The 23,926-nt window shown below is 38.2% G+C and carries 20 protein-coding genes; 11 read left to right on the forward strand and 9 right to left on the reverse strand.

Translation table 11 applies throughout. From position 1 onward, the window contains the following. From FVA69_RS13090 to FVA69_RS13115, 6 genes are all read right to left on the reverse strand, one after another. The gene (locus FVA69_RS13090; protein ID WP_109911208.1) at positions 1-1,554 is read right to left on the reverse strand and encodes an AbgT family transporter; all 1,554 of its coding nucleotides are present in this window, start codon (positions 1,552-1,554) and stop codon (positions 1-3) included. A gap of 295 nt (positions 1,555-1,849) precedes the next feature. Beyond that, positions 1,850-2,257 (reverse strand): phosphate-starvation-inducible protein PsiE, encoded by a 408-nt coding sequence (gene psiE, locus FVA69_RS13095; protein WP_371021253.1) that lies wholly within the window; start codon positions 2,255-2,257, stop codon positions 1,850-1,852. Positions 2,258-2,440: 183 nt separating this feature from the next. After that, a complete protein-coding gene (locus FVA69_RS13100) occupies positions 2,441-2,854 on the reverse strand; it encodes a GFA family protein (RefSeq protein WP_109911206.1) in 414 nt (137 codons plus the stop codon). 73 nt (positions 2,855-2,927) lie between these two features. After that, positions 2,928-3,197: a hypothetical protein gene (locus tag FVA69_RS13105; protein ID WP_109911205.1), complete on the reverse strand. Its 270-nt coding sequence runs from the start codon at positions 3,195-3,197 to the stop codon at positions 2,928-2,930. A gap of 165 nt (positions 3,198-3,362) precedes the next feature. Next, on the reverse strand, positions 3,363-4,850 hold the full coding sequence (locus tag FVA69_RS13110; protein ID WP_123382047.1) for a DUF3999 family protein: 1,488 nt from the start codon (positions 4,848-4,850) through the stop codon (positions 3,363-3,365). After that, positions 4,847-7,711, reverse strand: coding sequence for a DUF2339 domain-containing protein (locus tag FVA69_RS13115; RefSeq protein ID WP_164528930.1), 2,865 nt, complete (start codon positions 7,709-7,711; stop codon positions 4,847-4,849). The genes FVA69_RS13110 and FVA69_RS13115 overlap by 4 nt, the downstream gene beginning before the upstream one ends. 591 nt (positions 7,712-8,302) lie before the next feature. Between FVA69_RS13115 and FVA69_RS13120 the strand changes: the two genes are divergently transcribed. After that, a complete protein-coding gene (locus FVA69_RS13120) occupies positions 8,303-9,226 on the forward strand; it encodes an AEC family transporter (protein WP_004910140.1) in 924 nt (307 codons plus the stop codon). 162 nt (positions 9,227-9,388) lie between these two features. Beyond that, a complete protein-coding gene (gene glpX, locus FVA69_RS13125) occupies positions 9,389-10,366 on the forward strand; it encodes a class II fructose-bisphosphatase (RefSeq protein ID WP_196723497.1) in 978 nt (325 codons plus the stop codon). 74 nt (positions 10,367-10,440) lie between these two features. Here the strand turns inward: glpX and dtpA are convergent, their stop codons facing one another. Next, positions 10,441-11,907 (reverse strand): dipeptide/tripeptide permease DtpA, encoded by a 1,467-nt coding sequence (dtpA, locus tag FVA69_RS13130; protein ID WP_109911202.1) that lies wholly within the window; start codon positions 11,905-11,907, stop codon positions 10,441-10,443. 957 nt (positions 11,908-12,864) lie between these two features. On the opposite strand from dtpA, the gene FVA69_RS13135 reads away from it, so the two are divergent. After that, positions 12,865-13,893 carry an SEL1-like repeat protein gene (locus tag FVA69_RS13135; protein WP_117162033.1) on the forward strand — a complete coding sequence of 343 codons (1,029 nt, stop codon included), beginning with the start codon at positions 12,865-12,867 and terminating at the stop codon, positions 13,891-13,893. Positions 13,894-14,007: 114 nt separating this feature from the next. Here FVA69_RS13135 and dpiA read toward each other — a convergent pair whose 3' ends face one another. Next, positions 14,008-14,688 (reverse strand): two-component response regulator DpiA, encoded by a 681-nt coding sequence (dpiA, locus tag FVA69_RS13140; RefSeq protein WP_164528932.1) that lies wholly within the window; start codon positions 14,686-14,688, stop codon positions 14,008-14,010. A gap of 1 nt (position 14,689) precedes the next feature. Then, entirely contained in the window at positions 14,690-16,318 is a 1,629-nt protein-coding gene (gene dpiB, locus FVA69_RS13145; RefSeq protein WP_164528933.1) for a sensor histidine kinase DpiB, read from the reverse strand. A 367-nt stretch (positions 16,319-16,685) separates the two neighbouring features. On the opposite strand from dpiB, the gene citC reads away from it, so the two are divergent. From citC to FVA69_RS13185, 8 genes are all read left to right on the forward strand, one after another. After that, the gene (citC, locus tag FVA69_RS13150) at positions 16,686-17,762 is read left to right on the forward strand and encodes a [citrate (pro-3S)-lyase] ligase (protein WP_238789237.1); all 1,077 of its coding nucleotides are present in this window, start codon (positions 16,686-16,688) and stop codon (positions 17,760-17,762) included. Continuing rightward, positions 17,759-18,055: a citrate lyase acyl carrier protein gene (gene citD / locus FVA69_RS13155; RefSeq protein WP_004910070.1), complete on the forward strand. Its 297-nt coding sequence runs from the start codon at positions 17,759-17,761 to the stop codon at positions 18,053-18,055. The genes citC and citD overlap by 4 nt, the downstream gene beginning before the upstream one ends. Further along, positions 18,055-18,951 (forward strand): citrate (pro-3S)-lyase subunit beta, encoded by an 897-nt coding sequence (gene citE, locus FVA69_RS13160; RefSeq protein ID WP_004910068.1) that lies wholly within the window; start codon positions 18,055-18,057, stop codon positions 18,949-18,951. The genes citD and citE overlap by 1 nt, the downstream gene beginning before the upstream one ends. Before the next feature lie 10 nt (positions 18,952-18,961). Next, positions 18,962-20,488, forward strand: a complete 1,527-nt coding sequence (gene citF, locus FVA69_RS13165) for a citrate lyase subunit alpha (protein WP_004910067.1) — start codon at positions 18,962-18,964, stop codon at positions 20,486-20,488. A gap of 2 nt (positions 20,489-20,490) precedes the next feature. Next, a complete protein-coding gene (gene citX, locus FVA69_RS13170) occupies positions 20,491-21,030 on the forward strand; it encodes a citrate lyase holo-[acyl-carrier protein] synthase (protein WP_117162035.1) in 540 nt (179 codons plus the stop codon). Further along, positions 21,017-21,898, forward strand: a complete 882-nt coding sequence (citG, locus tag FVA69_RS13175) for a triphosphoribosyl-dephospho-CoA synthase CitG (protein ID WP_164528935.1) — start codon at positions 21,017-21,019, stop codon at positions 21,896-21,898. The genes citX and citG overlap by 14 nt, the downstream gene beginning before the upstream one ends. 254 nt (positions 21,899-22,152) lie before the next feature. Next, entirely contained in the window at positions 22,153-23,586 is a 1,434-nt protein-coding gene (locus FVA69_RS13180; protein ID WP_109911196.1) for an anion permease, read from the forward strand. A gap of 158 nt (positions 23,587-23,744) precedes the next feature. After that, entirely contained in the window at positions 23,745-23,924 is a 180-nt protein-coding gene (locus FVA69_RS13185) for a hypothetical protein (RefSeq protein ID WP_162598824.1), read from the forward strand. The last annotated feature ends 2 nt before the right edge of the window (positions 23,925-23,926 follow it).

Consider the following 23,926-nt stretch of genomic DNA (forward strand, 5'->3'; position numbering starts at 1 on the left):
TTACTGTGCAGGATGCCATGTGTAACCGCTGTCGAAACCAATTGGGATATCAAAAGCCCAGAACAAATATAATGTTGAAGTCAAAATAATTAATAACCCAACAGTAAACGGGATCATCATTGAGCACAATGTTCCTATTCCTGCATTTTTATAGTATTTTTGACAATACATCAGGATTAACGGATAAAACGGAAACATCGGTGTGCTCACGTTCATTGCTGAGTCACTGACACGAAATGCCGCTTGTGTTAACTCAGGTGAAATTCCCACTGCCATTAGCATCGGTACCAATACTGGCGCCATGATTGCCCATTTTGATGTCGCTGAAGTAATCATGATATTTAAAATAGCGGTTAATAGAATGACGCCAAAAACAGTCATTCCAGATGGCATATCAAGTGTACGTAATAACTCAGCTCCTGAAAGTGCTAATAATGTGCCTAAATTAGAATGTTGAAATGAATATAAAAATTGGGCAGCAAAAAAAGCAAAAACAATAAATGGGATAAGTGACTTAGTAATATTTTCCATTGCCTTAACAACATCTTTTGTTGACGTAAAAGATTTCGTCATATAACCATAAACAATGCCTGGCAAAGCAAAGAAAATAAACAGTAAAGGCACAACGATTTGCATAATAGGTGCTTTAGGGCTAGTTAAGCTGCCATCAGGCCCGCGTAATGGAGAATTCTCTGGCCATAACAATGCAAATAATCCGATACCTAACGCAATTAGCACTAAACCTGAAATACGAAAAGCACGATTCTCAGTGGCCGTAATTTTACCTAAATCTTTTTCAGAATCAGTATCCACTTCGTTTGAATTGATCGGACAATTTTTATTTAACCATGGTTCAACAATCTTTTCAGTGATAAACCAACACGTGAAAATAACCCCAAATGTACCACCCAAACTAAAAAAATAGTTACATAAAACATTTACGCTATAACCTGGCGCTAGCATTTGTGCGGCATCTTGCGTAAAACTTTGCATTATTGGGTCAATAATTGACGGCGTATAACTTGCAGTAAATCCCCCCGCTAAACCTGCAAATGCAGCAGCAATCCCAGCTAATGGATGACGACCGCTCGCATAAAACATCATCGCTGCCACTGGCATTAAAATCACATAGGCAGAGTCTGAAGCAATATGAGAAACAATCCCGACAAACACCACGGTAGGCGTTAACATTCTAGGAGAAATAAACGACAACATTTTTTTCAATGCAGTATTAATAAAACCACTGCTTTCAGCAATACCAATACCTAACGTTGCCACTATCGTTATACCGAGAGGAGGGAAATTAATGAAGTTTTTAACTGCCGCAGTAATAAATAATATTATTTCCTCATACTGAAACATATTAACTATAGCAATTTTTTCTTTTGAAATAGGATGGTAATAACTAAAATCTACGAAAGAAAGTAGATAAGATAAAAACCAACATATAATCAGGGCATAAACAAACAGCATAGTCACATCAGGCATAACATTACCAATGCGCTCAACACGGTTTAAGAACCCTTTTTTCTTGGGAAGTGTTTTAGTTGTCATATTTACAAGCTACTTATGTTATTAGAATAGAAACTTTATAACAGTAAATAACCTATATATAAAAGTAAAATACTTTTGTGATTAGTTTTAACAGGATAAACCAGTTGCAAATTAAAACATTAGAATTATTTATATTAATTTTATATTTCAAATATGCTATATCTTAAATTTTATAAACTTATAGGTTTAGATGTAGAATATATCACTTAAGTGTTTGGCTTCGTGGTTACGCATACAAAAAAAGGAATAATAATTACACCTTTTTTTGTATGCAAGTAAATTACACTAATGTATGTTATTCACGCTTTAATTTTTCAGTATTTGCAATATAAAGTGCTACAACAAGAACCAAAATCGCCCCTGCATGTAACAGAGTTGTCATTGGGTCACTATGGTCAACAATAATTAAGCGAATAATTGCGGTAATACCTATATATATAAAATACCTTAGTGGAAAGTGATAGCCCGACATAAAATACTTTATTATCAAAGCAATAAACTCAAAATACAGAAAATAAATGACAATACCTTCTAGTAACTCATAAGCCGTTGCTCCTTTTGAGCTACCAAACATTAATGAAGCCATTGTCACTGTTTCTTTAGCTAAGAAGAATACAAGTACAGCAGCGAGTGCTATCAAGCCTATATTTAATATCCATTGCAGTACCCACGCGATATTACTCGCATGACGCATTCCTTTCATACTGTTCATTTTTTATCCCTCTGAACAACTTCTAAGTCTATTTATTACCTTAATTGTAAAACAAATTTAAGTCGTTCGCATGACAAATAAGAACTTAATTTAACCAATAAAATCAAAAAATACAGTCTGAATAGCTACTGCCGAATTGCCTATTTCTTGCTATTAATACTATAACTAGAAACTTTAGTCAGATGATGGGGACATCATTTCCATAATATCCTTCTCTGTCAACATAGGTGTTTTTTCTACAAAGTTATAATACTTAGGCTTGCTATCGATGTAAATTTGCATACTCATTTGCGCATCTTGGCTCTCTTTAAATAAAGCGGCTGATGCATAATATGTTGAAGGTGAAAGTAAATGATAAAAAAGGTGTGAACCACAATTTTTACAAAATGCACGTTCTCCCCATTGAGATGACGCAAAAATTGTCACAGCTTCTTGCCCCTCAATTATTAAATCGTTACCACAATCAACACTAAAACCTGGGCCGCCATTCCATTTTTGGCACATTCCGCAATGGCATACACTGACATGACTAATATCTTTTGTAGTTGTGATTTTTACAGAACCACACAAACATTGGCCTTGATGCATAGAATCCCCTTTATTTTTATCGTAGATTTATAATCTCAATATGAACATGTCCGCAGAAAAGTTAAGTGATGATTTACCTTTCATCTATTCTGAATTGTCGCCCGCTAAAACGTTTATCGTTAACAATACTGCGCAGCTGTGAACTATCAAATTCTTTCGTTTCCCGTTCAAATTCAATATCTGCATCATTTCCATCTGTGTTTTGTAGTACATATTCATACGTCACTTTATTATGCATTGCAATTTCTGTTAATACCGTATTACTCGTAGCTTGGGCAGCTATTGAAAAACCAGTCAAAATAACAACCATAATAAATATACGAGCCAGTAATGTTTTTTTCATCATCATCTCCTATTCTGTTAGAACTGTTTTAGCGCAAATCCCCGTCAGAAAAAACAGACTACAAGTAAGAGTTATCATGATTAAGTAAAGAGATGTCAAAACTGTCAACGACGTAAATTAATACCAAATAGGGAACCATTCCCTATTTGGTTAATAAAAATCTAGTTATAGCTCTTCATTATTTGTTTTATCTGAAGAGTTAACTTCTCTTAATAAATACCAGCAAAAATACCCTAATACTAATATTCCAATAAATAACAATACCCATAAGGTAATTGTCAGCCAGTTAAAATTATCATCAACTGCGTCTGTTGCAGTTAACCTATCTACACCACCCAATTCAATGACTGTATTATCAAGAAAGAGCTGAGGGTAATTCGTCATTAGTTCATCAATGCTATCTGGTTTCCCTATCAGCTGGCTTGTGGTCAATTTATCAAAGCTTGCTTGTTTATTCCCCCAAACAAGCAAATACGGAGCGGGACCTTGTAAATTAAAAATAAGGTTATAAGCATCTCGTTTCCCCGTTAGCCTCGGTGGTTGGTCCTCCCAACTGCCTTTGAGTGCAGAAATTCTTACTTTACCTACCATTTCGCCATAAAGTGTAGTGCTCGGATTACTAACTAATTCACCATCTATTATTTGATTATATGCAACAACATTAGTGAGTAATTTCCAACTTTCACCTCTATCAGATGAATACTCAATTTTTAGTGGGATCACGCGATTTGATTGCTGCAATTGTATTTGTAATTCACTTAATGGCTGAGCTCTTGGCAATTGATATATAACATGGTCTTTTGAAACTCCATCATTGGTCATTTCAAAATGGAATAATTCCTGGCGATAAGTTGAATTAAGTATACTAGAAGTAGCATTTACTTTTAATAAGTCAGGGATAACAATATCAGGGCCACTGACAATCACAGCCATAAGATAAGGTGCATTCAATGCCTTTGAATTACCATTTAATAATTCAATATTATTACTTGCAATAGTTTCAGAATTTAACTTCAAATTCATAATTGGCTGGTTTGTTGCTATATTTAGCCAGTTTTCTTTGTCATCACTGGAAAAAACAAATACCTTTGCCTGCCATTCATTCTCACTTTTAGCCCAGTCTAATGTCAGGTTTTTAATTGGCGTATCTTTGGTTTGACTTTGATTTCTCGTTAATAAATAAGCCTGATAAGCAACATTGTCTTTTACCTGCATACTAGGCAACTCAATTCTATCTACCTTGCCTGGAATAGATTCAACTAATAGATGTTGCCTTTCTCTACGCACATCATCATGAGAATTAACGCTATCAACCTGCGTCACTAAACGTTGTGGCGTAAAAGTCACCTTCTCATTAGAAATGGACTTTTCCGTATCAGAAAATAAGACTGAAGGAATTTCATTACCCGTACCGTTAAAGACGCGAACATCTTGCAAGGTCTTGGGGTACGCTGAATTAATGTATGCATTTACAGGGAGCTCTAACCAATAAAAAGGAGTCGATGTATCGAGTACATTTATTTCTGAGCCTTGATAAAAGCTATAAGGTGTAGCCTCTTCTACTGTCTGCGCATTTAAGTAACTTGAAAACAATAATGACAAAGAGAAGACTGCAAAAAACCTTCTTAGCCCGGTATTTTTTATTAAACTCATGATTGTTTCTCCTGTTCGACTTTCCCTTTTGTTTCTTTTGGTGGTAATGGTGAAAAATACCCAACAATTAAAATTAATAATGCAACGCCAATAAATGAAATTGCGCGAGAAATACCACCCTGCCCATAAATATCAATTAAGAATAACTTGGCAATAACACAAGCAAAAATACCGGCTCCCATAAACCACCAAATACGATTTTTCTTAATAGCGGCAATAGTGATACAGGCTAGTGCAGCCAATGCCCAACTGATAGAAAGCACAGTTTGCAATAAGCGCGAATCATAAAGAGTATCATAGTTCCAATTTAGCTCAGCGAAATCTGCTATTGCACGAATTAAGATACCGTTAAACCAATAAGCAGAAAGTGCAATTATAGCCACTAATAAACTACGTAGAATCCAAAAATTAGCCACTGTCATGTTGCGTATTTTTTGAGTGAAACCTTTACGTATTAAAATTAGAGTCGCAATACTAAATAACCCAGCTTCATCTAATGGGTTGATTAACGGCACATAACTCCAAAAGGTCAATTTGCCATCTTCTAAATTCGCATAGCAAGATAATACAATTAACCCCACTGTCACAGGGAGCATTGCATACCAGTAAATTAACCCATTACGTTTCATTGGTGGCATTCTATTTTGTTGTAGCCAATAAAGAACAATCACGGTTAGCGTTATCGCCATGACATAAATAAAATACCCCACTTCGTGCATTCCCCATGGCAAAATGGAGACAAACCAATTCACCTGAGTACCAATAAATGCAAGAATTAGCCATAAATTAGCGCTATGAAGTACTCTTTGCATCCAGCGATCACGAAGTTTATACGCATGAATAACAAATAAAACAGAACTACCCAATACAACTGGCCATATAAGAGAACCTTCGCCACGCCCCATCGGGTTTTGGTCGTTTAAGAAATCTAAACCAAGATAATAATATCCCGCAATCCATAGGATGGATTGGCAAAGTAGCAATGGCACCCAATTTATATGGATAGCATATAAACGCCAGAACCAAACAGAAATAACGACCAAAACTAAAATAATAAAGCCTTCAGATTCACGGCTCCATGATAAAATATCCGTAAATAAGGGGAGCCAGCAAAACCAAGTCACCAAGCCAATAATTAAGAAACCGTAGCTAAATAAAGTAAAGTTGCTGTCTTCATGACGACGAGTATGGAAAAGCCCTCCGGCCATAAAACATGCGATTAATAGCACTGGCACCATATAAGTACTACTGCGACTCCAATATAAATAAGGATAATCACTTAATAAGGTTATTGCGCTAATAACAATCAATAAAGAGCCAATAGCCGCCATTTTTTTATGGTTTTGCTGTAAACCGAACCAAAGAATTAACAGCCCTTCTAATGACCAAATAATGGAAGTCCACTCAAATGTTAACGCTAGTGGAATAGCTAAAGTAATAAAACCAGCACCAATAATAATATTCGCTAATGCCATATTTTTGCCAGCAGATTTATAGCGCTTATGTACTTGTGATCCAGTAATCAGATATAACAAACCAACCATCAGTGAAATAAAGGCTGGCAATAGACCTTCCCCTTGTGAAATAAAGAATTGAAGGGCAATACTAATAAAAGGTGGAACAAACAGAAGTGTATTATCAACAATCAGTTGCTTGCTATGTTCAAAACGCAGTGAAAACAATTGAGTTAAGGCATTAAATACAACTAAATTAGCGATGATAAAGAGTTGGCAAGATAAATAATAGCCTGGTTGGTAATTTTCTAATCCCCATAAAATGGCAACACTATAAGTCATCACCATACCAACTAAATTTAAAGGGCGCCAAGCTTGCCACACACTAATAACCAAAATACCAATGGACAGCATCAGGTAATAAGAGAACAAGACAACATGACTTCCACCGCCAGTAGAAAGCAATACCGGTGCTAAATACCCACCTATTGATGCTAAAACGGCTAAACTAATAGTTCGCTGCAATAATGCCAAAGCAATACTTGCTGCACAAATAAGTAACATAAACGCGAATGCCATTCCATATGGCACCATCGTATATAATTTAAAGGCAGCAAAAATAGTGATATACAAGCAGCCTATCGCCCCTCCTTGTAAAATCAACCCAAATAATGCCTTTTTGTTTCGTAACCACCAGCCAACCCCTAGTAAAGCTAAGCACCCTACTGCACTGAAAATTAACCGCATTTGCGGTGAAATAATTTCATTTTGCACGCTGTAATTCAGTAAATATGCCACACCTAGGAATAACAGTAGGATACCTATTTTCGCAACCGGGTTTCCTTTAAATAGCCAACTAAAGAAATGGCTGAATATTGATTTATCGTGACTAACCGAATGCTGATTGCTTTGATTTGTATTAGGCTTATTACGATTAAATCGATTTGGGTCAATTTGCTGTACTAGCGTGTTATCAAACCTATTTGGATTGGTATTTTCATGAGTAGATTGCTCCCTCATCGGAGCTGAATTCACATTATCAGATAAACCATGTTCTTTTTCAGCTTGCTGGTAAGCAACATGGCTCATCGAGGCAAGCTCTTGAGTTGCTCCCTGTTCGTTGTCTAATTTAACGTCCGCACTAGAAGAGAATTCATTTCCCTCTTGCTCTACAGGCGCATCCTGTATTTCATTTAAAACTGGTTGAGGAGATGCCACACCATAAACGGATATACTCTGCGTATATTTTGCTTTTGAAAGCAAAGTCTCTAATGAGGAAACCTTCTGATTTAACAGCGAAATTTGGTACTGCAACCGACCTGTTCGATTGATGGCAATGATAGCAAGAATCGGAGCTAGCACTAGCAGAAAAACTAATACGAGTCCTACTAGTATCCAAGTATCCACAAATAGGTTTCCTCATAATAAAATTCACAATTGAGAATCTGGACAATAATGACCACGATTACTGCTAGTGTAAATAGCATTGATCCCCTTGCCAACTAAATGTAATAAACTGTTACAAAATAATTCGTTACATGCTGCTTTTAGGTATACCTTAGACAAAAAAGAAGCGATACTTCCCTTCTTTTATGTATGACTTATTAATACTCCCATTAGTTATTTTAGTAACTAAGAAAACCCTTAATCATCATTTAATGATAAGTTCATTCATAAAGAATAGGTAACTGATATAACTATCTATTCTTAATATTCCTTTTTAGATGCTCAAAAAATTAGTCATTAAAATTTTATTAGTACAATTTTTTTTATTATGTTATCTATATAATAGCTTTATCTGCAAACATTACTCTAATACTTATTATCCTTAAATGACTAAAGTCATTTATAATTATGTTAATTAGTTTCTTAATTAAGCACTGATAAAAACATAAATGTTTTAATTTAAATAAAGTTAACACACGGGAAAATGTTAACTGTCATTCCACAGATTTTTTATTCGACAAAGCCTATCGCATAATATCGGGAGAATTTTTAATGTTAACTCACATTATACTTGCTGCTTTAGGGCCCATTGTTCTTGGATTAGCCGTCGGTTGGCTATCGGGTAAATATGGGTTTATCAAAAGAGAGTATTCCCAAGCCTTTGCTGACTTTGTAGTTAAAATAGCATTACCATTTGCATTATTTCTAGCTGCTGCACAGGCTCCACCCTCGGTATTGCTCAATATTGACTACTTATTAGCATTAGCCGTAGGACTAATTGCAACATACGTGATTGGTTTTATTTTTGGTAAGTTTATTTTTCGTCACAATAAGAAAGATGCTGCAATGCAAGCATTGTCGGTGTCTTTTCCTGATATGGCCTACTGTGGGCCACCTGTCTTGCTCGCAACTGTCGGGTCATCAGGCTTAATCGCTATGGTATTAGGCAACCTTATTTATACTGTCATTATTATCCCATTTACTCTCTTAATGATCAGTGGCTCACAGCAAGGGCATAGTGTCTTTAAATCTGTTGGGAAAGCCATTGCCCAGCCCTTAGTTTTTCTTCCTATTCTAGGGGCATTATTGGCTATTTTTGGTGTTAAATTACCTGAAATATTACAAAACTCAGTTAATGAATTAGGTAAAACAGCAGGCGGAGTCGCTTTATTCTTCCTTGGATTGCTCCTTTCAGGAATCAAACTGACAATAAGTAAGGAAATTATATTTAACGTCTTTATAAAAAACTTTGTTCAAGCCGCTCTTATTTTAGGGACTGGGCTCGCTTTAGGATTACAAGATGATTTACTTAAAGCCGCGTTTATCATTGGTGTATTACCCACCGCGACCGCTGTTCCTGCATTAGCAATTAGTAATCAGGCCTATACGGAAACCTCTGCTGGAACCGTGTTATTAAGTACACTTGCTGCCTTAATTTCGATTATTGGCGGTATCACTATCGTCGAAATGCTTTAGCTTTCAAATTAATGGTAGCCTAAACATAGGCTGCCATTTCATTGCGGCACTAAATTCTCTGTTGCTTTTATCACCTATAATTTGCCAGACAGATCACAAAAAACGTATCATAGAGATAAGTACTTTTCTTTTATACACCTAGGATACGAACAAAAAATGAAAATTAGTGATGAGTTAGCTTCCGCTATCGCTTCCGTTACTGAAGTCGCTGCTGTAGCTGCCTTCGATTGGATAGGTAAACAAGATAAAAATGCCGCAGATAAAGCCGCTGTTGAAGCAATGAGAAATCGCCTAAATGAAATTGATTTTCATGGCAAAATTGTCATTGGTGAAGGTGAAATCGACGATGCTCCCATGCTATATATTGGCGAGCAAGTTGGCAAACAATCCGGGTCTGTTGGGTTAGATATCGCAGTAGATCCTATTGATGGAACACGTATGGTGGCTTGTAATGAAAAAAATGCCATTGCCGTACTTGCTGCCGCGCCAACGGGAACACTGCTTCAAGCACCTGATATGTATATGGAAAAACTTGTTGTTGGTGCCGCAGCGAAAGGAGCTGTTCACCTAGCAAATCCCCTAGAAAAAAATTTAGAATTTCTTTCCTCCGCACTGAATAAACCCATTTCAAATCTTTCAATCGCAGTGCTTGATAAACCTCGCCATCAACATATTATTAAAACTATCCGTAATTTTGGTGCGAATGTGATTACCATCCCTGATGGTGATGTACTCGCCTCATTACTTACCATTCTTCCGGAGCATCCCATTGATATGATGTATGGGACTGGTGGTGCTCCTGAAGGCATTATCAGTGCAGCCATCGCACGCGCTTTAGGCGGTGATATGCAAGCAAGGCTAATTTCTCGAGATAAAGCCAAAGGTGATAGCGAAGAAAACAAACAGCTCGCGGCACAAGAAATTTTGCGCTGTCAGCAAATGGGGTTAGAAATTGGTGAGGTGTTATCTTTAGACCAGATGGTGAGTACTTCTGATGTCATATTTGCCGCCACAGCTATCACACCAACAATCTTGATGGATGGTGTATCAATAGATGCTTACAGCCGTATTTCAAATACCATTTTGGTTAATGGCCGTGACCGTTCGCTAAAACTGATTAATAATCGCTATTTTAATTAATGCAACAATACAGTATGTCATATATATCAAAAGGGCTTTTCAACCCTTTTGATTACAACTATTTAAGATGAAAATTAACGCTCAAGAGTCATACGATTTAACATCGGAGCAGTTAAAACCATCAAAATTGCCATCACACCAGTCACTAAACCAATCTTCAGGAATACGTCACTGTACACAGCTAAAGATTCAACTTTACTAGTAAGTTCACCTTCTGGTGCCGCTGCCATTGAGGCAACATACCCTGCGATAAATGCTGCTGCTGAGTTAGTCAGGAACCACGCGCCCATAATAAAGCCCATTAAACGCTGTGGAACTAACTGAGCTACCATCGCAAGGCCAAGACCTGAGATCATCAGCTCACCAATACTTTGGAAGCCATAGCAGATAACTAGCCATTGAACAGAAACAATCCCAGCTTCATTTGCAAATTTCGCACCTAATGGCAAAACTAAGAATGCCGCGGAACATAGCAACATACCAATAGCAAATTTATGTGGCATCGGTAAGTTGTCGCCCATTTTATTATAAATTGCAGCTAAAATTGGGCTTCCAATCATGATCCATAATGGATTCAGAGCTTGGTATTGTGCAGGCTCAATAGAAAAACCAAAAACTTCATGCTCTACGTTATGTAATGCAAAGAAGTTTAGCGATGTAGGCATTTGGCTATAAAGAACAAAGAATACAATCGCTTCAAGCATTAGAATCAATGCAACAATCATGCGGCGACGCGCCGTACCTTTCAGTGCTAATGTTTCTTTGATAAAGATAACTAAAATACCCAAAGAAATAATCGCTAATGCTGTACGAGCAATACCGAGGTTATGCAATAGCCATGTTGAAATCGCAATGAGTGCAACAACACCAGCGACAGTTGCGACCAACCTTGAGATCACGACAGGAGCGAAGTCAGGCTTTGAGCCATGTTGAGAAACCCATTTTTTACACATATAGAAGTTAATCAATGTGATAATCAGGCCTACAACACTAAGAGAGAACGCAACATCCCAGCCATAATGTTTTGCTAACCATGGTGTTGCAATCATTGAGAAGAATGAGCCGATATTCACGGACATATAGTACATGGTGAATGCACCGTCCAAACGAGGGTCGTCTTTTTCATAGCAGGTTGATAACAGTGATGATGGGTTTGCTTTAAACAAACCATTACCAACTGCAATAGTCGCTAAGCCAACATACACCATCGACACGTCATGCCCTGAGAAAGCAACAAATGCGTACCCCGCAATCAGTGTTATCGTTCCAAGAACAATAACACGTTTTGTTCCGAGAACTTTATCCCCTAACCAACCACCTACCGCAACAAAACCATAAACTAATGCTGCAAACGCCGAGAAAAGTGTAATTGATTCTGTTTCTGACATACCCAGCACTTGGCTTAGGTATATTGGAAGGATCCCTTGAAGACCGTAGTAACCAAAACGTTCCCAGAGTTCGATAGAAAAAATAAGATAGAATGAGCGAGGTTGCTTAAACGCGTTAAGACTGACTTCCTCTTTGTTATTTGTTGTGGACACAAGTTACCTCTAGTACAACCTGTACATATGCAAAAAAACCACGGAACGCTCTATGCGCTCTCGCATTGTTATGATCTCAAGAATTCAAAGTTGAAAAGATTCACTTTTGGTAGGAGGAGTATCATTCCCTGACCTCAAAACAAACAAAACTGTGTGTAGACTTGTTTATGGATCTCAAACATAAATTCAATGAGTTAAAGCACATTTGATTATTTATTCAACATTAATTGGCAGATAACCCGCCCAGAACCCAATAATCAATTAAGCCATATACGTTATTTATGCACCAAAATTAAAGAATTAGCTAGTATTAATTACTGCTTGAATTGAATTTAATCGTGATTTACTTCAATTTTTTACAAAATCACCAAATTATTATCGATTACTAATTAGTCATTTGTTTATTAAATGTTAAGAACATTATTCTATAGTGAAACTATAACACCCTGTTTATAACTCTATGATTTATTGCTTTAAACGTTATGGGAAACTAAAAATATCCATAACAAATGAACACTTTTTTCTTTTATGATCTTTTATGATAAGAAAGGATTTAGAGAGTCGCAGCTAAAGAGACATTCAAACTGGAATTTTGGATAAAAAAAAGCCCAGTTAAAAACTGGGCATAATGCATTCTACTCAAGGATCTTTTTGCTAAATTCAAACTATCACTACGTAGGTGCATTATTACATTACTTCGTGTAAAGAAATGAATGATGAGGGTAAATATATGAATGTTTACGCAAGCAAACAGTATATAGATACTACTAAGACACAGTATCACTGAAAAAAGTTCATCTTTTTTTAAATTATTTATGTATTTTTTGCTCTATGCGCTAATAGCAACAATTAACCATCTGATTTAGTAGAATTAATATAAAATGGCCTTCATATCATTGCAGGAACTTATCTAACAAGATAACGTAGCCGTTAAGAGCTTAGTCCAAAGGATGTCATGTGAAAAAAGTATTTTTACTGTTTTTTATCTTTATTAACGTATTTTTCTCTCCTGCCTTTGCAGAAGAAGCGACGCCACTAATTAATGAAAAAACGCTGATTGCACTTGCGGAACAGGGCCAAGCCGAAGCTCAGTTTAATTTAGGTATGTTTTATCAGTCTCACCATCAGTTTGACCAAGCTTTACATTGGTATCTTCTCTCTGCTAATCAAGGCTTTACAAAAGCACAAATTAACCTTGGTTTGATGTACCAACAAGGTGCCGGGGTTAAGTTAGATGAGAAACAAATGCTGCACTGGATGAGCAGAGCAGCCGAAAATGGTGATCCTATTGGCCAAATGAATATGGCCGAATATACCTTATACGGCCTTGATAATTTATTAGAGAAAAACCCAGAAAAAGCAGAACAGTGGCTAGAAAAAGCGGCCGAACAACATTTCCAACCTGCTATGCTCACCCTCGCCTATTGGTATGAAGAGGGAAAAGCTGTTACAAAAGACCCGCAAAAAGCCCAAAAAATATATCTTGCTCTTGCTGAAAAAAACCATCCTCAAGCACTCTATTTATTGGGTTATCAGGCTGCTGTAGGCATGTATGATAAGGTGAACTACCCTCTTGCCTTTCAATATTTTACCCGTGCCGCAGAATTGGGCTTTTCCCCCGCCCAAAATAGCTTAGGTATGCTGTACCTAACCGGGCAAGGCACCCCAAAAAATACCCAATCAGCCATAAAATGGCTAACCCAAGCCGCTGAACAAGGTGAAGTTTCGGCTCAATTTAATGTTGCGCTTATCTATGCACGCGGTGATGGTATCAAGGCTAACCAAGCAAAAGCGTGTCACTGGTTTATAAAAGCCGCTCAGCAAAATAGTGTCGATGCGCAATATGCAGCAGGAGCTTGCTACCAATATGGTATGGGTGTTGAAGCCGATGATAAAAAAGCCCTACGCTGGTATCAACTCGCAGCCGCCAAAGGCCATGAGCGGGCTGAAAAGAAAGTGTTAATTTTAGAAAACCAGCAACAATAAACTCTATTTTTCCAACTTACTGTTGTACCACTAATATAAGTAAGATAAAGAAAATCTGCATTGTTTATAGCCAATGCAGAGCTTCTATAGGCATATACTTATTAGTTCAGACACTCACAATTTAGCGCGATAAATTCGCTGCGGTCGGCCAACTTTGCCATACTCAATTTCGGCTTCAATTTTATCCTTCGCTAAACAATACTCCAAATAACGCCTTGCAGTGGTCCGACTGAGTTTGATGGCTTCAGCAATACTTTCTGCCGTATATTGCACATCAGGTTCAGTGAACAAAGCGAGTATTTTTTCAAGTGTAATAATATCAATGCCTGTTGGAAGTTCTTCCTTTGATTCCCCTCGCGCATAGGTATTGAACATATCATCAATTTTACTTTGGTTGGTTTTGCTATTGTCCTGTACAACAGATTTACGTTGAATATACCTATCCAATGTTTGGCCTAAACGCTCATAGGCAATTGGCTTCACTAAATAGTCAAAAACGCCTAAACGAATAGCTTCAGAAACCGTATCCATATCACTTGCAGCCGTAGTGAATACAATATCTGCATTATTCCTTTCTTGTATTAACTCATGGACCAGATCAATCCCTTTACCATCTGGTAAATAGTTGTCTAATAAAATCAGGTCTGGTTTCATGTATTCAATCATTTTTCTCGCTTCAGCAAGGTTACCTGCAAGCCACACTTTCTCACATGCGGGATAGGCTTTTATATACTCACTGTGCATTTCAGCAAGTAGTAACTCATCTTCCACAATGAGGATTTTTATCTTAATCATTTTATATCTTCACTTTCGGAATAAAAATTGAAAATACTGTACCATGCGGTTGATTTTCTTCAATAATAACCGCACCATTACAGCGTTTAACATAAGACGCAACAAGATATAACCCGATACCATGGCCATCTGTCACATCGGTTTTCGTTGTCACACCGCGCTCGAACCATTTATCTTGCATTTCTGATGGGAAACCACACCCCTGATCCGCGACTTCAATGACAATCTCCTTCCCTTCATCAGAAAGGTATAATTCCACTTGTTTATTACCCTGATTATTTTTCAAACTTGCTTCAAATGCATTATCAAGTAAATTTCCCAATATGGCACAAAATTCCGTACTATTTAACGAATCAGGTAATTCATGCAACTGACTACCGGCAGTAAATTTTAATTGTAGCCCTAATTCTTTGGCTCGATGGTGCTTACCAAATAGTAAACCTGCAACCTGCTTATCAAAAAACTGACCACAGAGTGTATCAATTAATTGCTGCTGAGATTCTGATTCCCCTTTAATCAAAGCCAACGCTTGGTCATATTCTTTCATTTGCAATAACCCACTTAATGTTGACATCCAATTAAGATGTTCGTGCCGTAAAGTGCGTAAATTTTCAATATATTGACGAACTTGAGTCAACTGAGAGTTTAACGATTCAATATCGTTTTGACTACGAAAGCTAATAACCGCCCCCACCAGATGCTCACCATCACGAATCGCAACCCGGTTTGCAATCACATTTAAACCATTAAACTCGCCAATCACATCATGCTTAGTTGTTTCAAGGTCGGTAATAAAAAAATCAGCTGGCGATATATGCTCTGACACAAATGTTCCTGTTAACTGGCCCAATGGCTTACTTAGGGATAACATTTTTCTCGCATTTGAGTTGATATTGATAATTTGCCCTTGTGTATTTACCGCAATCACACCTTCAAAAACGGCTTCAAATATTCCTTTTTGTACTAACACCAGTTGAGTAATTTCTTCAGGTTCCATTCCCAACATTTGTTTTTGAATTAAACGTGAAAACCCCCAAGATAAAAACAGCAAAATAATCAATATTCCTAAAAAGGTAGCACCTGTTTGCACAAACAATTCACTGCGTGACGTATCAATTTTGTTGGATAAGTAACCAATAGAAACAACGCCAATCACTTTACCTTGTTCATCAAAAATAGGGGTCTTGGCTCTAACAGCATTTCCCATCGAGCCTTCGCCATTAATGAAATAGCTTTCCCCTTTCTCTAAGGCGCCTGATTTGTTCCACTGCATTTCAAAACCAATTTTTTGGCTATTTGGGTGATATAACCGAATTGATTTTTCATCACCGATAACTACATAATCATAGTTGGAATCTTGGTTTAGTTTGTCAGCAATAACCTTCAGTCTCGGAATATCTCTATTCTTTACTGATTGCACCACACCATCAATAGAAGCAATCAGCTTTGCTTGGCTCATCGCTAACGATTGAATGTTTGCAATCAATCGATTTTCAGCCGTATCCGTGAAATATTTGCCCAACCCGAACGTTAAAAAAACAGAAACAATCAATAACAGAAAAAAAACTCGTACTGAAAATGAAACTGAATTTACTTTTTTCAATGAAGAGAATGCATATTCTTTTTTCATGTTATATCTCGTTACTGGCTGAAAAGTAAAAAATTTGTTAATTCAAAAAAGGTAGGATAACCGATAAATCGGATTCAAGCCAAAGGTATAATACACATATTAATAATTAAACACATTAAAACCAAGCAATAAAAAACATATCCAATAATTAAAAACTTTAAAACCATTAAACAAATACAATCTCATTTAAGAAACATGAAATAGGTCAAATATATTAAATACAGTATCTTTAATATAAATATCAGAGAGGATAATTAAATAAGAATTTATATTTACTTTTATAAGAATAACCAAAAATATTTATTTAATTAACTTTAACATTAGCAACATTTTAAAAACATCTCTAAATGAGATGCAGGATACTATTATGTTCGAAAACATAACGTTTAACCAAGTAAAACGTCATGAGAACAGGAAACTTGCTGAAATAACTCAGTTTTTAAAGGAAAACGATTTAGAGCTTGATTCAAGCATTGACGTTTTTATTACAATCTCACGCAATGAAAAATTAATTGCGTGCGGAGGCTTAGCAAAAAATGTTATTAAATGCGTTGCTATTAGTGATGATGCTCGAGGTGAAGGCCTTGCATTAAAATTAGCAACAGAACTGGTTAATCTTGCTTACGAAAATAATACAACGCATTTATTTATTTATACTAAATTTCAAAATGAAAGCTTATTCCAACAATGTGGCTTCCATACTATTGCCACCGTTCCTGATATTATGGTGTTGATGGAAAACAGTTGCTGTTATCTAAAACGTTATATCGAAAGTTTAAAAGCACAACGTAAGGAAGGAAAAAAAATTGGCGCAATCGTCATGAATGCCAATCCCTTCACCCTTGGCCATAGCTATTTAATAGAACAAGCCGCGAAGGCCTGTGACTGGCTACACCTATTTGTTGTCAAAGAAGATACTTCTCGTTTCCCTTATAAAATTAGATTAAATTTAATCGAAGCTGGGACTAAAGGAATAGAAAATCTCACTATCCACAAAGGCTCCGAGTATATTATTTCTCGCGCGACTTTTCCTTGTTACTTTATTAAAGACAAAACGGTTGCCAATAACTGTTATACCGAAATAGACATTAAGATATTTCGTCAATATATCGCCCCTGCTCTGGGGATAACCCATCGATTCGTAGGCTCGGAACCATTTTGCCAAGTCACCAACCAATATAACCAAGACATGTGCTTTTGGTTAAAAACCGATGCTATGAATTTTCCACCTATAGAACTCGTTGAATTTCCGCGAACAATCATCAATGGAACGGCAGTTTCTGCCTCACAAGTTAGACGATTGCTCGCTAAAAAAGATCTTGCGGCGATTAAGCCGATTGTACCTGAGGCAACCTATCAATATTTACAAGAGATGGTCGCCAATCAAGTCGCATCCGCTCAAAGCCACACCGAAAGTTCTGAATTAGCCATAGGTGAAATATGAAGATAAAACACGCAGCAGTAGCTGGCACACTTGAATCAAGTGATGTCATGGTTCGTATCGAACCGCTAGAAGACACTCAAGAGGTCTCAATACAAATTACCAGTAGTGTTGAAAAGCAGTTTGGGGATGCTATCGCAAAAATCGTACAAGAAATGATTCAGCAGCATGATATTCAAGGAGCACAAATCATTGTAGATGATAAAGGTGCACTGGAATGCGTACTTAAAGCGCGTTTAGAAGCCTTATTGGCTCGCGCCTGTGATATCGACTATCTGCCTTGGGAGGATAAATAATGACTCCAGAACAAAAATCACGTACACGCAGAAGTATGTTATTTGTGCCCGGTTCCAATGCAGCCATGTTAAGCAATTCCTTTATTTATAAAGCGGATGCTTTAATGTTCGACCTTGAGGACTCTGTAACTTTACGCGAAAAAGACACGGCTCGTCGCTTGGTTTACCATGCATTACAGCACCCGCTTTATCAAGATATTGAAACCATTGTGCGGGTCAATGCATTAGATTCCGCCTTTGGTGTTGCTGACCTTGAGGCCGTTGTTCGTGGTGGTGCAAATATTGTCCGCCTTCCTAAAACAGATACTGCGCAAGATGTTATTGATATTGAAAGTGAAATCTTACGTATAGAAAAAAGTTGTGGCCGCGAAGAAGGTAGCACGGGTTTGCTCGCCGCTATCGAATCTCCAATGGGCATCACTCAAGCAGTCAATATTGCTCATTCATCACCAAGACTTATAGGCATCGCATTAGGTGCCGAGGACTATGTCCGCAATTTGCGCACCGAGCGGTCTCCAGACGGCGTAGAACTCCTCTATGCTCGGTGCGCCATTTTACAAGCCGCTCGTTCAGCCGGTATTCAAGCGTTTGATACCGTATATTCTGATGCGAATAATGAAGAAGGTTTCCTACGCGAAGCCGCTCACATTAAACAGCTCGGCTTTGATGGCAAATCATTAATTAACCCAAGACAAATTGAGTTACTTCATAATTTATATGCACCAACTCAAAAAGAAGTCGACCATGCACAGCGTGTTGTTGAAGCCGCTGATGCCGCAGCCCTTGAAGGTAAAGGTGTGGTTTCATTGAACGGAAAAATGGTCGATGGCCCAGTTATTGACAGAGCTCGCCTCGTGTTATCACGAGCAGCATTATCAGGAATTCGGGAAGAGTGAGGCAATAAAAATGACAAATAATACTCAGCGCCAGGCTCGCGTATCAGCCTACTTACAACCAAATACTGACGATGTACTACGTGAATTTAAAGATATCGGCAAAGTACAACAACAGGTACAAAAGCCGAGAAATCGCAAATTATGTGATGACTTACAAGTCGCGATCCGTCGTTCTGGTCTTAAAGACGGTATGACTATTTCTTTCCATCACGCCTTTCGCGGTGGAGATCTTACGGTCAATATGGTGATGCAAGTCATTGCTGAAATGGGTTTTCGCAACTTAACACTTGCATCAAGCTCATTAAGTGCTTGCCATTCACCACTTGTTGAACATATTCGTCATGGTGTTATCCGCAAAATTTATACCTCTGGTATCCGAGGCCCACTCGCTGAAGCTATTTCACGTGGTGAATTAGAAGAACCTGTACAAATTCATTCGCATGGTGGAAGAGCCAATCTAATTCATAGCGGTGAGCTAGTTATTGATGTGGCGTTTATTGGGGTTCCTTCTTGTGATGAATACGGCAATGCCAATGGCTACACTGGCAGTGCGAGTTGCGGTTCTTTAGGTTATGCCAAAATTGATGCTGAGACCGCGAAAAAAGTGGTGATGCTCACTGAAGAGATATTAGATTACCCCCATAACCCATCCAGTATTAAGCAAGATGAAGTCGATTACATCGTCAAAGTTAAACGGGTGGGTGATGCCGATAAAATTGGGGCTGATGCGACACGTATGACGTCAAACCCTCGTGAACTTCTGATTGCTCGTACTGCAGCTGATGTTATCGAAAAATCGGGTTACTTTAAAGATGGTTTTTCATTACAAACCGGTACGGGCGGTGCTTCTCTTGCCGTCACTCGCTTCCTTGAAGACAAAATGAGACGCCATAATATTCAGGCTGGCTTCGCACTTGGCGGCATTACCTCAACTATCGTTGATTTACATGAAAAAGGATTAATTCGTAAATTATTGGATGTCCAAAGTTTTGATAAAGCGGCAGCAGAATCACTTGCTCGCAACCCGAATCATATTGAAATCAGTGCTAACCAATATGCGTGCTTTGATTCAAAAGGTGCTTCCGTTGATATGCTTGATGTGGTTGTGCTCAGCGCGTTAGAAATCGATACTCGCTTTAATGTCAATGTGTTAACGGGTTCTGATGGCATTATCCGTGGTGCATCTGGTGGCCATAGCGACACAGCCGTTGCATCAAAATTATCTATCATTGTTGCACCACTGGTACGTGGCCGTATTCCAACATTAGTGGATGAAGTGCTCACGTGTGTTACACCTGGTTCCAGTGTCGATATTCTTGTCACTGACCATGGAATTACAGTTAACCCTGCTCGTCCTGAATTAAAACAGCAACTTGAAAGCCAAGGTATTAAAACCGTTTCAATGAACTGGTTACGAGAACGAGCACAATTATTAACTGGTACTCCTAACCCAATTGAATTTACAGATAAAGCTGTTGCGGTTGTTCGTTATCGTGATGGCTCAGTCATTGATGTTGTTCATCAAGTGAAGGAGTAAATATGTTTTACCCACTGCCTGATACTCAAGAGCAATTTGATATTTCTTTACCTGAACTGTTGGATAGCCGAGATGCCCGTCAGGCTCGCCAACAAGCGTGGATTGGTCTCCATCAGGTAACCTTGATTTCATTTACTGTCGTTTTTCCTGGAGCTGTCAAAGACAACTCTCTTGTTAGACATGTGTTTAATCAGGGCCTAAATGCGCTTAAACAAATTGCTTCATGCGGGCAGTGGGTGTTTTTATCACAACAATCTTGGGCATTAAAAACGGGGCCGGAATGCTTGGTTGCCGTTGACGGAGATGCTATCGAGATTAAAAAAGCGTTAATTCGCATGGAAGAATCGTCTGCTGTTGGTCGGTTATGGGATTTTGATGTGTTTGATGCCAAGGGGCAGCAATATTCACGTAGTCAATTAAATCTGCCACCAAGACAATGCCTAATTTGTGAAAATGAAGCGAAAATTTGTGCTCGTCAGCGGACACATTCATTGGTTGAGATACTTAATCGTATCGAGGAGTTAGCGTATGCAACCCATTAAACAACTCAGCCATATAAATGATAAATTAACCCACTATTACAGCCAATTAGCATGGCAGGCGATGTTAGCTGAAGTAAACTTAACCCCTAAACCTGGGTTAGTGGATAAACATAATACCGGTGCCCATAAAGATATGGCACTGACAGATTTTCATTTAAGTGCCAATGCCATCGCGACACATTTTCCTCAATTTTTGCAAGCAGGCGCTCAATACAAAAATTGTCCTATAGAGCAACTATTACCCCATATTCGCCCTATCGGAATGGATTGTGAAAAGTCGATGTTCCGTGCAACAAAAGGGGTTAATACCCATAAAGGCAGTATTTTTTCCTTGGGTTTAGTCTTAACCGCAATAGGCCGTTTGATTGCACAACAACAATGTGTCTCACCTGAAAATGTCAGCTTATTGGTTGCTAGTATGTGTAAGGGAATTACCAATGAACTTAAACAAAAAACCGAAAACCCTACCGCTGGCCATCGCTTATATCAGAGACATGGGTTAACAGGTGCAAGAGGTGAAGCTGAAGGCGGTTATTCGTTAGTAATCAAACATTCACTTCCTTATTATTTGCAGCAACTTGCTAAAGGCAAACTCGCCGATATCGCTCTACTTGATACTTTAATTTTACTCATGAGCCTGAATGATGATACGAATATTGTCAATCGTGGTGGTATCAAGAGTTTAACGTGGATCAAGCAACGTGCAAAACAGCTATTAACTGCTGGTATAAATACCCATGATGACTTAGTTAAGGTTAAACATTTCGATAATGAATGTATTCAGCTAAATGTGAGTCCTGGGGGAAGTGCGGATTTACTAATTCTAACTTGGTTTTTTGCTCGATTACCCAACCAATCCTTTATTTAACATTACGTAATTTTTTAACATTAATAAAACAGGAATAATTTAAAAATAAAACAATTTAACCAAATAAAAACCAATTAATTATTTAACTAAATTATACACCTTAGAGTGAATTATTAATGAAAATTAAAATCATTATATTTCATTCAAGATACAGCCATATTAAAAATTATCATTTTAACAAATTCCTAATATTAAAGTTCATTCAATTTAATATTAAATAAATTTAATATTGATTTAATCAAGGAAATTGGCTTATGCAAAAAGAAAAAATATGGAAGCTATTCGTGTTAATAGCCATTCCAATTATTATTGCTTTAATACCTACACCAGCGGGGCTACCACATATTGCGTGGTTGTTATTCGGTCTTTATCTTGCCGCTATTGTCGGTTTGGTACTTAAACCATATTCAGAGCCTGTTATTTTATTAGCCACTATTGCTGCAAGTGCAGTAATTATTGGAGTAACAGGTACTAAAGATGTCAAAGCAAGTGAAGTTTTAAGTGGATATGCATCCGGTACGACATGGCTTGTATTTGCTGCATTTACTCTGAGCGCTGCCTTTGTTATTACTGGTTTAGGTAAACGTCTTTCTTATATCTTGATTGGTAAGTTAGGTGGTACAACGTTAGGACTCGGTTATGTAACCGCAATCCTTGATTTAATTATCGCACCAGCGACGCCTTCTAATACCGCACGTGCAGGAGGGATTGTTTTCCCAATCATCAATAGTGTCGCCGTTGCTTTAGGGTCTGATCCAGAAAAAAGTCCACGTAAAGCAGGCCATTATCTCCTCGTCAACGTTTATATGGTGACTAAAACCACCAGCTATATGTTCTTGACCGCAATGGCGCCAAATGCACTCGCCCTTGCCATGATGAGTGACATTATGGGCATCCATTTAAGTTGGGGTGGATGGGCACTTGCAGCCTCTGTACCGGGTTTAATCATGCTGATTTTGACACCGTTAATGATCTACAAACTGTATCCACCTGAGTTGAAAAAGGTGAATAACAAAGAGATCGCGGCCAAAGGCCTGGAAGACTTAGGCCCAATGACTATGCGTGAAAAATTGCTGGGAATTGTCTTCATTATCGCGCTGTGTGGCTGGATTTTCTCTGACCTTATCGGTGTCAGCGCTTCTAGCGTCGCGATTGCGGTCATGGCATTAACCCTGATCCTAGGTGTTGTAACTTGGGATGACGTACTGAAGAATAAAGGCGGCTGGAATACCCTGATTTGGTACGGTGGTATCATCAGTATGTCTGGTGTTCTCACAAAAGCAGGCTTCTTCAAGTGGCTCGCCGATACCATGAGTCAATATCTCTCCTTCGGTGACCAAGCGATGCTAGCTTTCTTTGTCATCATGTTCATCAGTGTTGCCATTCGCTACTTATTTGCCTCTGGTGGTGCGTATGTTGCAGCCATGGTTCCGGTATTTGCCACTGTCGGTATGGTTGCAGGGGCTCCTCCGATGTTACTCGCTCTAGGTTTGCTGTTCTCGAATGCTTACGGCGGAAGCGTAACTCACTATGGCGGCGCCGCAGCACCTATCGTATTCGGTGCGGGTTATAACGATATCCGTTCTTGGTGGATCATTGGCGGGTTAGTGGCCTTCATTAGCTTATTCGTTCACATGACTATCGGTTTAGGTTGGTGGGAGATCTTGATTAGCATGGGGCTGATTTAATGCGCTCTATTCTAATCTCTCATTAAATTATTCCATGGGGCGCAATGCAAATTGTGCCCTAAACCCAAATATAACGGTAATTCACGCTAATCCTCTAAATAGTTCGGGTTGTAACAAGGCGGCAAAACAAAGGCATCCCATGGAGCATACAAAAGTATGTGACTTGGGTAACTGAGCGTAGCCAACACCGCCACTGCGGGAAGCTGAACGGGTTTACCCTAAATAGTTCACGTTGTGGCAAGGCGGCAAGTGAAGGCATCCCATGGAGCATACAAAAGTATGTGACTTGGGTGACTGAGCGTAGCCAACACAGGCACAGCGTGAAATATAACGGGTAAAC

It is taken from the genome of Providencia sp. PROV004, assembly GCF_011045615.1.
Classification (GTDB): domain Bacteria; phylum Pseudomonadota; class Gammaproteobacteria; order Enterobacterales; family Enterobacteriaceae; genus Providencia; species Providencia rettgeri.